This is a genomic window from Stenotrophomonas sp. 2201_Sma (assembly GCF_056486685.1).
The window spans coordinates 2,982,461-2,995,097 of record NZ_CM151329.1; the positions used below are offsets into that span (position 1 = coordinate 2,982,461).

General features: G+C 66.0%; 13 protein-coding genes. 8 read left to right on the forward strand and 5 right to left on the reverse strand.

All coding sequences use genetic code 11. The annotated features are described in order from the left end of the window. Window positions 1-162: 162 nt before the first annotated feature. Window positions 163-372 (reverse strand): cold-shock protein, encoded by a 210-nt coding sequence (locus ACZLIF_RS13855; RefSeq protein ID WP_053516923.1) that lies wholly within the window; start codon window positions 370-372, stop codon window positions 163-165. A 236-nt stretch (window positions 373-608) separates the two neighbouring features. On the opposite strand from ACZLIF_RS13855, the gene ACZLIF_RS13860 reads away from it, so the two are divergent. The 3 genes from ACZLIF_RS13860 to arsC all read left to right on the forward strand — a co-directional run bounded on the left by ACZLIF_RS13860 (window position 609) and on the right by arsC (window position 2,712). Then, window positions 609-1,094 (forward strand): DUF456 domain-containing protein, encoded by a 486-nt coding sequence (locus ACZLIF_RS13860; protein WP_053516922.1) that lies wholly within the window; start codon window positions 609-611, stop codon window positions 1,092-1,094. A gap of 122 nt (window positions 1,095-1,216) precedes the next feature. Further along, the gene (locus tag ACZLIF_RS13865) at window positions 1,217-2,371 is read left to right on the forward strand and encodes a phospholipase A (RefSeq protein ID WP_128987940.1); all 1,155 of its coding nucleotides are present in this window, start codon (window positions 1,217-1,219) and stop codon (window positions 2,369-2,371) included. Further along, window positions 2,371-2,712 carry an arsenate reductase (glutaredoxin) gene (gene arsC, locus ACZLIF_RS13870; protein ID WP_074899313.1) on the forward strand — a complete coding sequence of 114 codons (342 nt, stop codon included), beginning with the start codon at window positions 2,371-2,373 and terminating at the stop codon, window positions 2,710-2,712. The genes ACZLIF_RS13865 and arsC overlap by 1 nt, the downstream gene beginning before the upstream one ends. Before the next feature lie 66 nt (window positions 2,713-2,778). Here arsC and ACZLIF_RS13875 read toward each other — a convergent pair whose 3' ends face one another. The 3 genes from ACZLIF_RS13875 to ACZLIF_RS13885 all read right to left on the reverse strand — a co-directional run bounded on the left by ACZLIF_RS13875 (window position 2,779) and on the right by ACZLIF_RS13885 (window position 5,439). Further along, window positions 2,779-3,414, reverse strand: a complete 636-nt coding sequence (locus ACZLIF_RS13875) for a glutathione S-transferase family protein (protein WP_128987939.1) — start codon at window positions 3,412-3,414, stop codon at window positions 2,779-2,781. Between the two features lie 57 nt (window positions 3,415-3,471). Then, window positions 3,472-3,813, reverse strand: coding sequence for a hypothetical protein (locus tag ACZLIF_RS13880; protein ID WP_053516936.1), 342 nt, complete (start codon window positions 3,811-3,813; stop codon window positions 3,472-3,474). Between the two features lie 108 nt (window positions 3,814-3,921). Then, complete coding sequence (locus ACZLIF_RS13885; RefSeq protein ID WP_065181962.1) at window positions 3,922-5,439, reverse strand: fumarate hydratase; 1,518 nt, start codon at window positions 5,437-5,439, stop codon at window positions 3,922-3,924. 158 nt (window positions 5,440-5,597) lie between these two features. On the opposite strand from ACZLIF_RS13885, the gene ACZLIF_RS13890 reads away from it, so the two are divergent. The 4 genes from ACZLIF_RS13890 (at window position 5,598) to ACZLIF_RS13905 (ending at window position 9,808) form a co-directional block, all read left to right on the forward strand. Then, window positions 5,598-6,494 carry an RNA polymerase sigma-70 factor gene (locus ACZLIF_RS13890; RefSeq protein ID WP_128987938.1) on the forward strand — a complete coding sequence of 299 codons (897 nt, stop codon included), beginning with the start codon at window positions 5,598-5,600 and terminating at the stop codon, window positions 6,492-6,494. A 36-nt stretch (window positions 6,495-6,530) separates the two neighbouring features. Next, entirely contained in the window at window positions 6,531-6,980 is a 450-nt protein-coding gene (locus ACZLIF_RS13895; RefSeq protein WP_128987937.1) for a carboxymuconolactone decarboxylase family protein, read from the forward strand. A 118-nt stretch (window positions 6,981-7,098) separates the two neighbouring features. Next, window positions 7,099-8,949 (forward strand): ABC transporter ATP-binding protein, encoded by a 1,851-nt coding sequence (locus tag ACZLIF_RS13900; RefSeq protein WP_128987936.1) that lies wholly within the window; start codon window positions 7,099-7,101, stop codon window positions 8,947-8,949. Window positions 8,950-9,028: 79 nt separating this feature from the next. Continuing rightward, a complete protein-coding gene (locus ACZLIF_RS13905; RefSeq protein WP_053516913.1) occupies window positions 9,029-9,808 on the forward strand; it encodes a ferredoxin--NADP reductase in 780 nt (259 codons plus the stop codon). A 49-nt stretch (window positions 9,809-9,857) separates the two neighbouring features. On the opposite strand, the gene ACZLIF_RS13910 is transcribed toward ACZLIF_RS13905, so the two are convergent. After that, window positions 9,858-10,349 (reverse strand): glutathione peroxidase, encoded by a 492-nt coding sequence (locus tag ACZLIF_RS13910; protein WP_128987935.1) that lies wholly within the window; start codon window positions 10,347-10,349, stop codon window positions 9,858-9,860. Between the two features lie 118 nt (window positions 10,350-10,467). Here ACZLIF_RS13910 and ACZLIF_RS13915 point away from each other — a divergent pair, with 118 nt between their 5' ends. Continuing rightward, complete coding sequence (locus ACZLIF_RS13915; protein ID WP_128987934.1) at window positions 10,468-12,636, forward strand: M3 family metallopeptidase; 2,169 nt, start codon at window positions 10,468-10,470, stop codon at window positions 12,634-12,636. The last annotated feature ends 1 nt before the right edge of the window (window position 12,637 follow it).

Consider the following 12,637-nt stretch of genomic DNA (forward strand, 5'->3'; position numbering starts at 1 on the left):
ATTTCGGAAAGCACCGGCATATGATGGACGCGCCTAAGTCATTGATAAACCTGCTGTAGCGGGTTTGGGCGCAGTCCAGCGAAGTGCCGGGCTGGAGTCATCGTCAAACAAAAAAAAAGGCCCGCTTGCGCGGGCCTTTTTCATGTGACGGCTGCAGACCGGTCAGATCGGCTGCACGGCGTCGGCCTGCAGGCCCTTCTGGCCCTGCACGACGGTGAAGGTGACCTTCTGGCCTTCCTTCAGGCTCTTGAAGCCCTGGGTCTGGATGGCGCGGAAGTGCACGAACACGTCTTCGCCGTTTTCACGGCTGATGAAGCCGAAGCCCTTTGCATCGTTGAACCACTTGACAGTACCGTTCTCGCGTTCGGACATCTCACTAACTCCCTGATGACTCTCTCTTGTTGTTGGAAACGCCTTGTGGGCGGCTGACAAGCAAGGGGGAAGCGAGGTGCATCGATGCAGCGGATCGGGAAGATCTTGCTTCATCAGGCCACGATCCACGGTGACCTTGCCAAGCTCAGCGACTGCAACTTAACCCGGCCAAAACGAAAAAGCAACTGGCAAAATCTTTCACTGTCAACCCCAAAAAGACAACCATACGGGACAGCATGGGCCTCTCATTCATCTTGTATCTGCTAGCGGTCATTTTTGTCCTGGTTGGTATAGCCGGCATCGTCCTGCCGGCACTTCCAGGCATCCCGCTGGTGTTCGTCGGCCTGCTGCTGGCGGCGTGGGCCGACGGCTTCACCCATGTCGGCTGGCCGACCCTGCTGGTACTGGGCGTGCTGACCCTGCTTTCACTGCTGGCCGATGTGCTGGCCACGGTGGTCGGGGCCCAGCGTGTCGGGGCCAGCCGCAAGGCGCTGTGGGGCACCTTCATCGGCAGCATCGCCGGTCTGTTCTTCATGCCCATCGGCCTGTTCGCCGGCCCGCTGGTCGGCGCTCTGCTGGGCGAGTACTGGCACACGCGCGAGCTGGGCCGCTCGACCAAGGTTGGCCTCGCCACCTGGCTGGGCATCCTGCTGGGCCTGGCGCTGAAACTGGCGATGGTCATCGCGATGCTGGGCCTGTTCGCGTTCGCCTGGTTCCTGTAACGCACGATCTTCACGCCACGCGCACACCTGCGCCGGGCATAAGACTCCGTAGGGCTGGCCGTTGCTGCGGGCAGCCGCCACACTGTGCGTCTTCCCGTAGTCATCCCGAAGGGCCTGCTGCAATGACCCTCCCGCCGTTGCTCCCCCGTCTGGCGCCGTTGGCGCTTGCCCTGGCCAGCGCGCCGCTGGCCGCGCAGGAAATCGCGCCTGCCACGACCACCACGCCGGCCGGTTGCGCGGCCATTGAAACCGACGCCGCCCGACTGTCGTGCTACGACCGCCTGTTCGGCCGTACCGCACCGGCCACCGCCGAGGCCGATGCCGCCGCGCAGCAGGCCGCGCAGGCGCTACGCGAACAGCGTCGCGCCGCCCGCCTGAGCCAGGGCGAAGAGAACCTGCGGGCGCGGGTCGGCGATGTGCTGCGCCCCGCCCCCGACGACAGCGCCCTGGCCAATGCAGGCCGCGGTTCCCTGCTGGACAGCCGCTGGGAACTGGCGGAAGACTCGAAGCTGGGACCGTTCCAGCTGCGGGCCTACAAGCCGGTGTACCTGCTGCCGGCGTTCTGGACCAGCGACAAGAACCAGATGCCGCAGTCGCCGAATCCGGCCAACAGCGTGACCGGGCCGCAGGCGCTGGACAGTGCCGAGCTGAAGTTCCAGATCAGCTTCAAGACCAAGATCGCCGAGAACCTGTTCGGCGACAACGGCGACATCTGGGCCGGCTATACCCAGAGCTCGCGCTGGCAGGCCTACAACGCCGAGAATTCGCGCCCGTTCCGCGAGACCAATTACGAGCCGGAAGTGATGATGGTGTTCCGCAACGGCTACTCCATTGGTGGCTGGCGCGGACGCATGACCGGCATCAGCCTCAACCATCAGTCCAACGGCCGCGCCGATCCCCTTTCGCGCAGCTGGAACCGGGTGATGCTCAATGTTGGGCTGGACCGCGAGAACTGGGCGCTGGTGCTGCGGCCCTGGTACCGCATTCCCGAAACGCGCAGCGATGACAACAACCCGGACATCGAGGATTACATGGGCCGCGGCGACGCGACCCTGATCTGGAACCGCAATGGCCACGAAGTGTCCCTGATGGCGCGCCATTCGCTGCGTACCGGCGACCGTTCGCATGGCGCCCTGCAGCTCGACTACGGTTTCCCGATCAGCAACCTGCTGCGCGGCCACATCCAGGTCTTCGACGGATACGGCGAAAGCCTGATCGACTACAACCACAAGGCCACCTACGTGGGCGTGGGCGTGTCGCTGCTGGAATGGTTCTGATGGGCGTGACGATCTGGCACAACCCGGCGTGCAGCAATTCGCGCGGCGCACTGAAGCTCATCCGCGACGCCGGCATCGAGCCGGAGGTGATCGAGTACCTGCAGGCACCGCCCGACGTGGCGACCCTGCGCCAGCTGCTTGCCGAATCCGGGCTGGCCGCCGCCGACCTGGTGCGCAGCAAGGAACCGGAGTTTGCCGGTCTGGCGCTGGCCGGGGCCGATGAGGCGACCCTGCTGGCGGCGATGGCGGCGCACCCGCGCCTGATCAACCGGCCCGTGGTGCGCACGGCCAAGGGCACGCGCCTGTGCCGCCCGCCGGAAACGGTGCTGGAGATCCTGTAGCCCGGACGCACCACCCGGCAGCGCCGGGCCATGCCCGGCGGCACGCACTCGGCCCAACGCCGACGATCACCGCCAGTCGCTGATGCCTTCGCGTCGATAGACTTCCGCGAAGGCGGGGCGCGCCTTCAGCGCGGTTGCGTGCGCCTTCAGCACCGGCCAGGTGTCAGTGGGCCGGGGCATGTTGCGCGACCAGCGCATCAGCATCACCAGCATGAAATCGACCACGCTGGGCGCGTCGCCCAGCAGGTAAGGCCCGTGCGCCTGCAGGTGCGCAGCCACGTGCTGCCAGGCCGCCTCCAGCTGCTGCCGGGCCATCGCACGCGTTGCCTCCACGCAGGCCTCGCCCGCCGCTTCGTGCGGATAGAACCATGCACGATAGGCAGGCTGCAGGGTGTTGGCGCACCAGAACATCCAGCGATAGGCCTCGCCCCGCGCGGGCGTGCCCACGGCCGGCAGCAACCCCGCTTCGGGATGGCGGTCGGCCAGGTACAGTGCGATGGCCGCCGCCTCGGTCAACAGCAGGCCATCGATCTCCAGGGTCGGCACCCTCCCGGCCGGATTCAACGCCAGGTAGTCCGCCGCCTTGTGCTCGCGCCTGTCGAAATCCAGCAGCACCAGTTCGTGTTCGATGCCCAGCTCGATCAGCAGCCAGTGCACGACCAGCGAAGCAGTACTCGACGAACCATACAGGGTGGTGCTCATGCGCGGGATCCATTGCGGGTGGAGCCAGCGATTATGCGCCCGCCCGGCGGCCACTGCTCAACCGCAGCTGCTCATGCAGGTATCGCGACGTTCGCCGCAGCTCATCATCGGCTGCCGCAGCGTGCAGTCATGCGCCTTCAGTTCACAGGAGCGGCGCAGATCGGCATTGGCGATGTCCTTGCAGCGCTTGTCGGCAGCCGGAGCCATCTGCTGTTCGCAGCTGCTCTGCCGACTGCCCAGGCTGTCCGCCTGCGCCATGCAGCTGCGATGGCTGGCCTGGCACTGCATGCGGCATTGCGCCGATGCGCTGAAATCCGCTCCTTCATACGAAGAGGAGGTGCTGCTGCAGCCGGCCAGTGCGAACAGCCCGGCAAGCGCGAAATTCCGTAACAGCGGCATGAACGTTCCCGGTTCGAGTCGCATGGAAACTAGCAGATGTTCCGTGCCGGCTCGTTAAACGACAAACGGCGCCAACAGGCGCCGTTTGCCACCAAGCGTGTGCCGCGCTTACTCCACCACCACCGGAATCTTGCCGATGCGGGCCTGCCATTCGCGCGGGCCGGTCTTGTGCACCGATTCGCCGGTGGAGTCGACCGCCACTGTCACCGGCATGTCCTGCACGGTGAACTCGTAGATCGCTTCCATGCCGAGATCGGCGAACCCGACCACCTTGGCCGCCTTGATCGCCTTGGACACCAGGTAGGCCGAGCCACCGACCGCCATCAGGTACGCCGACTTGTTGTCACGGATCGCCTCGATCGCAGCCGGGCCGCGCTCGGCCTTGCCGACCATGCCCAGCAGACCGGTCTGTTCCAGCACCTGGCGGGTGAACTTGTCCATGCGCGTTGCCGTGGTCGGCCCGGCCGGACCGACCACTTCATCGCGCACCGGATCGACCGGGCCGACGTAGTAGATGAAGCGTCCCTTCAGATCGACCGGCAGTTCCTCGCCCTTGTTGAGCATGTCAACCATGCGCTTGTGCGCGGCGTCGCGGCCGGTCAGCAGCTTGCCGTTGAGCAGAAGCGTCTGGCCCGGCTTCCAGCTGGCCACCTCCTCCGGGGTGATCGTATCCAGGTCCACCCGGGTGCCCTTGGAGGCGTCGTAGGTCAGCTTCGGCCAGTCCTCCAGCGACGGCGGATCCAGCATCACCGGACCGCTGCCATCCAGGGTGAAGTGCGCGTGGCGGGTCGCGGCGCAGTTCGGGATCATCGCCACCGGCAGGTTGGCCGCGTGGGTCGGGTAATCGTTGATCTTGATGTCCAGCACCGTGGTCAGGCCACCCAGGCCCTGCGCGCCAATACCCAGCGCATTGACCTTCTCGTACAGCTCCAGGCGCAGCTCTTCGATCCGGTTGGACGCTCCACGGGCCTGCAGCTCGGTGATGTCGATCGGCTCCATCAGCGCTTCCTTGGCCAGCAGCATGGCCTTCTCCGCAGTGCCGCCGATGCCGATGCCCAGCATGCCCGGCGGGCACCAGCCGGCCCCCATGGTCGGCACGGTCTTGAGCACCCAGTCGACGATGGAGTCGGACGGATTGAGCATGGCGAACTTGGTCTTGGCTTCCGAACCGCCACCCTTTGCGGCCACGATCACATCCACCTTGTTGCCCGGCACGACCTTGACGTTGACCACGCCCGGGGTGTTGTCCTTCGTGTTGATGCGCTTGCCGGCCGGATCCGCCAGCACCGACGCACGCAGCTTGTTGTCCGGATGCAGATAGGCGCGGCGCACGCCTTCATTGGCCATGTCTTCCACGCCCATGGTGGCGTCGTCCCAGCGCACGTCCATGCCGATTTCCAGGAACACGGTGACGATGCCGGTGTCCTGGCAGATCGGACGATGGCCTTCGGCGCACATCCGCGAATTGATCAGGATCTGGGCCATCGCCTCCTTCGCGGCCGGCGACTCCTCGCGCTCGTAGGCAGCGGCGAGATTCTTGATGTAGTCGACCGGGTGGTAGTACGAGATGTACTGCAGCGCGTCGGCGATGGACTGGATGAGGTCTTCCTGCTTGATCGATGTCACGGCTTGCTCGCTTGCTCGTGGCTGGCGGGGGTAATCCGCCCATTTTACCCCCTCCCCGGCTGCGGGTAGAGTCTATGGGGTCAGAACCCTTTCCCGGGGAAAGGGATCTGACCCCAAGCCCTTGTCACGCCCCTGCCCGCTGCGGCGTCCTTGCCCGCATGAACGCCGAAACCGCCTTCCAGACCCACCGTCCGCGCCTGATGGCCCTCGCCTACCGCCTGCTGGGCAGCCGCGCCGACGCCGAGGACGTCGTCCAGGACGCCTGGCTGCGCTGGTCCGGCGCCGACCCGGCCAGCGTCCGCGATGCCGAGGCATGGCTGGTCACCACCACCACGCGCCTGGGACTGGACCGTCTGCGTGCGGCCAAGCGCGAGCGCGCGCATTACGTGGGCCCGTGGCTGGCTGAACCGATGGCGGTCAGCCTGGAGCCCGACCCGGCGCCCGGCCCGGCCCAGTTGCATGCCCTGGCCGATGATGTATCGGTGGCCTTCCTGACCCTGCTTGAACAGCTCGGCCCGGAGGAGCGCGCCGCGTTCCTGCTGAAGGAAGCGTTCGACCACGACTATCGCGAGATCGCCGACCTGATCGGCCACAGCGAGGCCAACTGCCGGCAACTGGTGCACCGGGCCCGGCAGCGGCTGCAGGCCGGCCGGCCGCGCTTCAATGCCGACGCCAGCCAGCACCGGCAGTTGCTGGCACGCTTCATGGATGCATCCCAGCGTGGCGACAGCGAGGCGATCCAGGCCCTGCTGCATGCCAACGCGCTGATGGTCTCCGATGGAGGCGGCGTGGTCACCGCAGCGGTGCGCCCGCTGCGGGGTGCCGAACGCATCGGCCGCCTGTTCTGGGCCATTGCCCGCCGTGGCGGCACGCACCCGGCCCGGCTGGGCTACGTCAACGGCGAGCCGGCCATCCTGGGCTTCGACGGCGATCGCCTGCATTCGGTCACGACCATCGAGGTGATCGATGGCCGCATCGCGCGCCTGTACAGCGTGCTCAATCCGGAAAAACTGCCTGCGGTTGTCACGCACGCAGACGCGGCGGCGTCCTGGTAAGGGAAGGCGGCCATCGGGGCCGCCGTGGAGCCCACGATGTCCAACCCCGCCTCACCCCGCGTTCCCTATACCCGCCTGGCCGCCAAGGCTTTCAAGGGCCTGCTCGATACCAGCCAGGCAGTGCATGACAGTTCGATCGATCCGACCCTGATGGAACTGGTGTTCCTGCGCGTGTCGCAGCTCAACGGCTGCGGCTACTGCATGGACATGCACGGCACGGCGCTGCGCAAGGGCGGCATCGAGCCGCGCAAGCTGGACACCCTGCCCGCTTGGCACGAAAGCCGCTTCTTCGATGCGCGTGAGCGCGCTGCGCTGGGCTGGGCCGAGGCCCTGACCCGGCTCACCGACGGCGCGCCATCGCAGGCGGCGTTCGATGCGCTGGCACCGCACTTCGATGAGAAGGGCATCAGCGACCTGAGCATGGGCATCGCGGTGATCAACGCCTGGAACCGCCTCGGCGCCGGCCTGCTGCCGCCGCTGCCCTGATCCACAAGAGTGCGGGGCCTCGCGCAGCGCGGCTCCGCACCGGTGGCGCGCTGACGCGCGCTCCCTGCGGGCGTCGCATTCATGCCTTCGCCACGGCTCCGGCGCGCACAATGGCGACATGCCTTCAGCCGAAAAGAAACCCAGCCTGCGCCAGCGCTTCAATGCGATGCGCAACGTGCCACCGTTCCTGCGGCTGGTGTGGAAGACCAGCCCCGCACTGACCCTGGTCAGCCTGGGGCTGCGCCTGATCCGTGCCCTGCTGCCGGTCGCCATGCTGTATGTGGGCAAGCTGATCATCGACAGCGCGCTGCAGCTGAGCCGGCACGACGCCGGCTTTCCGCCGCTGGGCGAGGCCCTGGCCAGCGGCCTGCTCAATCCGCTGCTCGGGTTGCTGGCCCTGGAGCTGGGCCTGGCCATCGTCTCCGACCTGCTGGGCCGGATGGTGGCCTACGCCGATGCCCTGCTGTCGGAGCTGTTCGCCAACGCCACCAGCATCCGGCTGATGGAGCACGCCGCAACGCTGGATCTGGAGGACTTCGAGGATCCGGACCTGCAGGACAAGCTGGACCGCGCACGACGCCAGACGATGGGCCGGATGAACCTGATGAGCCAGCTGTTCGGCCAGGTGCAGGACGCCATCACGGTGGTCAGCCTGGCGGTGGGCCTGCTGGTCTACGCGCCGTGGCTGATCCTGCTGCTGGCGCTGGCCCTGGTGCCTGCCTTCATCGGCGAATCGCACTTCAACGCCGCCGGCTACAGCCTGAATTTCCAATGGACGCCCGAGCGCCGCCAGCTCGACTACCTGCGCCAGCTCGGCGCCAGCGTGGAGACGGCCAAGGAAGTGAAGATCTACAACCTGCACCGCTTCCTGGTGGAGCGTTACAGGAGCCTGTCGGTGGCGCTGTTCAAGGCCAACCGGGCGCTGGCCCGGCGCCGTGCCGTGTGGGGCACCCTGCTGGCCGCGCTGGGCACGCTGGGTTATTACACCGCCTACGCCTACATCGCCTGGCGCACGGTGCGCGGCGATTTCTCGATCGGCGACCTGACCTTCCTCGCCGGCAGCTTCCTGCGCCTGCGCCAGCTGCTGGAGGGCCTGCTGATCGGCTTCTCGCAGGTGGCCAGCCAGGCCCTGTACCTGGACGATCTGTTCTCGTTTTTCCAGATCCAGCCGGAGATCCATTCGCGCGAGGGCGCCGCAGCCGTGCCGCAGCCCATCCGCCAGGGCTTCGTGTTCGAGAACGTCGGCTTCCGCTATCCCGATGCCGAGCAATGGGCCGTCCGCCACCTCGATTTCCAGCTGCATGCCGGCGAAGTGCTGGCACTGGTCGGCGAGAACGGTGCCGGCAAGACCACGCTGGTCAAACTGCTGGCACGGCTGTACGAGCCTGACGAGGGGCGCATCCTGCTCGACGGCCGGGACCTGCGCGACTATGACCTGGATGACCTGCGCGCCAATCTCGGGGTGATCTTCCAGGACTTCGTGCGCTACAACCTGAGCGCCGGGGAGAACATCGGCGTTGGCCAGGTCGAGGCGATGGCGGACCGCGAACGGGTTGCCGATGCCGCGCGCCGGGGCATGGCCCAGGAAGTGATCGAGTCGCTGCCACGCGGCTACGACCAGCTGATCGGGCGTCGCTTCAAGGAGGGCGTGGACCTCTCCGGCGGGCAGTGGCAGAAGATCGCCATCGCCCGCGCGTGGATGCGCAATGCGCAGGTGATGATCCTGGACGAGCCGACCGCAGCGCTGGATGCGCGCAGCGAGTTCGAGGTATTCCAGCGGTTCAGGGAACTGGCGGACAATCGCACTGCCGTACTCATCTCCCATCGCTTCTCGTCGGTGCGCATGGCCGACCGCATCCTGGTGCTGGCCGATGGCCGGATCGAGGCCAGCGGCACCCACGAGCAGCTGATGGCCCAGGGCGGCCGCTACGCCGAACTGTTCGAGCTGCAGGCCGCCGGCTACCGCTGAGAACGCCTCTCGTTCCGCCTAATGAGAACCTGTCTCATTTGAGATAGAATTACCCCGACGACTTCCAACAGATACGCCCATGTCTTCCGCTTTCGGCGCCGAAACGGTGCTTGAGGTCCGCCACTGGACCGATGCCTACTTCAGCTTCACCCTCACCCGCGACAGCGGTTTCCGCTTCGAGAATGGCCAGTTCGTGATGATCGGCCTGGAAACCGACGCCCGGCCGCTGCTGCGCGCCTACTCCATCGCCAGCGCGAACTGGGAAGAGCAGCTGGAGTTCTTCAGCATCAAGGTGCAGGACGGCCCGCTGACCTCACGCCTGCAGCACATCAAGCCCGGCGACAAGGTTCTGGTGGGCAAGAAGCCCACCGGCACCCTGCTGATCAGCGATCTGCATCCCGGCAGGAACCTCTACCTGCTGGGCACGGGCACCGGCCTGGCGCCCTGGCTGTCGATCATCAAGGACCCGGAGACCTACGAGCGTTTCGAGAAGGTGATCCTGTGCCACGGCGTGCGCTACGAGAAGGACCTGGCGTACCGCGACTATTTCGAGAAGGACCTGCGTGAGCACGAGTTCCTCGGCGAGATGATCGGCGACAAGCTGTTGTACTACCCGGCCGTCACCCGCGAACCGTTCGCCAACCAGGGGCGCCTGACCTCGCTGATGGAAAGCGGGGAAATGCAGCGCACTCTGGGCCTGCCGGAACTGAGCCCGGAGAATGACCGCGCGATGATCTGCGGCAGCCCGCAGATGCTGGCCGACCTGCGCACGGTGCTCGATGCCCGTGGCTTCCAGGTCTCCCCGCGCATCGGCCAGCCCGGTCACTACGTGTTCGAGCGCGCCTTCGTCGAGAAGTGACCCGTAGCGCCGGGCCTGCGTCCGGCGCTGCTGCGGGAAGCGGCAGCCCTTACTGCCGGGACTGCAACGCTTTCTCGATGTCCCCGCGAAGGTTTTCCGGCTTGTCGGTCGGCGCGTAGCGTTTCAGCACCTGCCCGTCGCGTCCGACCAGGAACTTGCTGAAGTTCCATTTGATCGCGCTCAGCCCCAGCAGGCCGGTCTTCTCGGACTTCAGCCACTTCCACAGCGGGTGTGCACCGTCGCCGTTGACCTGGATCTTCTCCGACAGCGGGAAGTCCACTGCATAGGTCAGCGCACAGAAGCTGCGGATCTCCTCGGCATTGCCCGGTTCCTGGTGGCCGAACTGGTCGCAGGGGAAGCCGATCACCACCAGGCCCTTCGGGCCGTACTCGCGCCACAGCGCCTCCAGTCCCTCGTACTGCGGGGTGAAACCGCACTTGCTGGCCACGTTGACCAGCAGCAGCGCCTTGCCGCGGTACTGCTCCAGGGCCTGCGGCTGGCCGTCCAGGTCGGTGAAACCGAAATCGAACGCAGTGGTCATGGCAGATCTCCGCAATGGGGGGTTCCGATGGTATCCCCGCCCATGCCTTTCGACACAAGCCCGATCCCATTACCCCGGGTTAACCTCGGGCACTTGTCTGCCTTACCGGAGTACCGCCTTGACCACCCGCCTTGCCCTTGCCGTGGCCATGACCCTCGGCCTTGCCCTGCCCGCCTATTCCGCCGGCGCCGCCACCCCGGCTGCCAGCACCACCGCACAGCAGGCCAACCCGTTCTTCGCCGAAAGCCCGCTGGCACTGCACTATCCGCAGTTCGACAAGATCAAGGACGGCGACTTCGCTCCGGCCTTCGACGCCGGCATGGCGCAGCAGCTGAAGGAAATCGAGGCCATCGCCAACAACAGGGCCAAGCCGACCTTCGACAACACCATAATCGCCCTGGAAAAGAGCGGTGACATCCTTGACCGCGCGACCACCGTGTTCTTCGCCCTGGTCGGCGCGGACACCAACGACACCCGCAAGAAGCTGCAGGCCGACTACTCGGCCAGGTTCGCCGCGCACAGCGATGCGATCGCCCTGAACAGCAAGCTGTTCGCGCGCATCCAGGCGCTGTATGACACCCGCACGCAGCTGGGTCTGGACGCCGAAGGCGTGCGCCTGGTCGAGAAGTACTATGACAACTACGTGCGCGCCGGCGCCAAGCTGTCTGACGCGGACAAGGCGAAGCTGAAGGAAATGAACGCCGAGCTGGCCAACCTCGGTACCCGCTTCAGCCAGAACGTGCAGTCGGAAGTGAACGCTTCGGCGATCACCGTTGATGACGTGAAGGAACTGGATGGTCTGTCCAGGGAGCAGATCGCCGCCGCCGCCGAAGCCGCCAAGGCCCGTGGCCTGGATGGCAAGTATGTGATCACCCTGCTCAACACCACCGGCCAGCCCCCCCTGACCAACCTGGCCAACCGCGCCCTGCGCCAGAAGATCTACGAAGCATCGGTCAGCCGTGGCAGCCGCGGCGGCGAGTTCGACAACACCGCCATCGTCTCGCGCATCATGCAGCTGCGTGCCGACAAGGCCAAGCTGATGGGTTTTGCCAACTTCGCTGCGTACAACCTGACCAACCAGACCGCCAAGACCCCTGAGGCGGTCAACGCAATGCTGGGCAAGCTGGCCCCGGCCGCAGTGGCCAACGCCAAGCGCGAAGCGGCCGACCTGCAGGCAATGATCGACCAGGAGCAGAAGGCCGCGGGCAAGCCGACGTTCGCACTGGAGCCGTGGGACTGGGCCTTCTACAGCGAGAAGGTGCGCCAGGCCAAGTACAACTTCGACGAGTCGCAGCTGAAGCCGTACTTCGAACTGAAGAACGTGCTGGAGAACGGCGTGTTCTTCGCCGCCAACCAGGAATTCGGCCTGACCTTCAAGCAGCGCACCGACCTGCCGGTCTATCACGATGATGTCACCGTCTACGACGTGTTCGACGCCGACGGCAGCCAGCTGGCGATTTTCCTGTTCGACCCGTACGCCCGTGCCTCCAAGCGCGGCGGCGCATGGATGAACTCGTATGTCTCGCAGTCGAAGCTGACCGGCTTCAAGCCGGTGGTGGCCAACCACCTCAACATCCCCAAGCCGCCGGCCGGCCAGCCGACCCTGCTGACCTGGGATGAGGTGACGACCACCTTCCACGAATTCGGCCACGCCCTGCACGGCATGTTCTCGAACGTGAAGTACCCGTACTTCTCGGGCACCTCGGTGCCGCGTGACTTCGTCGAGTTCCCCTCGCAGGTCAACGAGATGTGGGCCGATGACAGCGCCATCCTGAAGAATTACGCCAAGCACTACCAGAACGGCACCGCGATGCCGCAGGCACTGCTGGACAAGGTGATCGCCGCGGCCAAGTTCAACCAGGGCTTCGCCACCACCGAGTACCTGGGTGCGGCCATGCTGGACCAGCGCTGGCACCAGATCGGCCCGGATCAGGTGCCGGCCGCCAAGGACGTGATGGCCTTCGAGCGCGCCGCGCTGGAGAAGGACGGCATCTACTACGCACCGGTTCCGCCGCGTTACAAGACCCCGTACTTCAGCCACATCATGGGCGGCTACTCGGCCGGCTACTACGCCTACATCTGGTCGGAAGTGCTGGACGCCAACACCCAGAAGTGGTTCCGCGAGAACGGTGGCCTGAGCCGCAAGAACGGCGACCACTTCCGCGCCACCTTGCTGTCGCGTGGCGGCAGCGTCGACGCGATGCAGCTGTTCCGCGATTTCGCCGGCCACGAGCCGCAGATCGAACCGCTGCTGGAGAAGCGTGGCCTGACCGGCACCGGCAACTGAT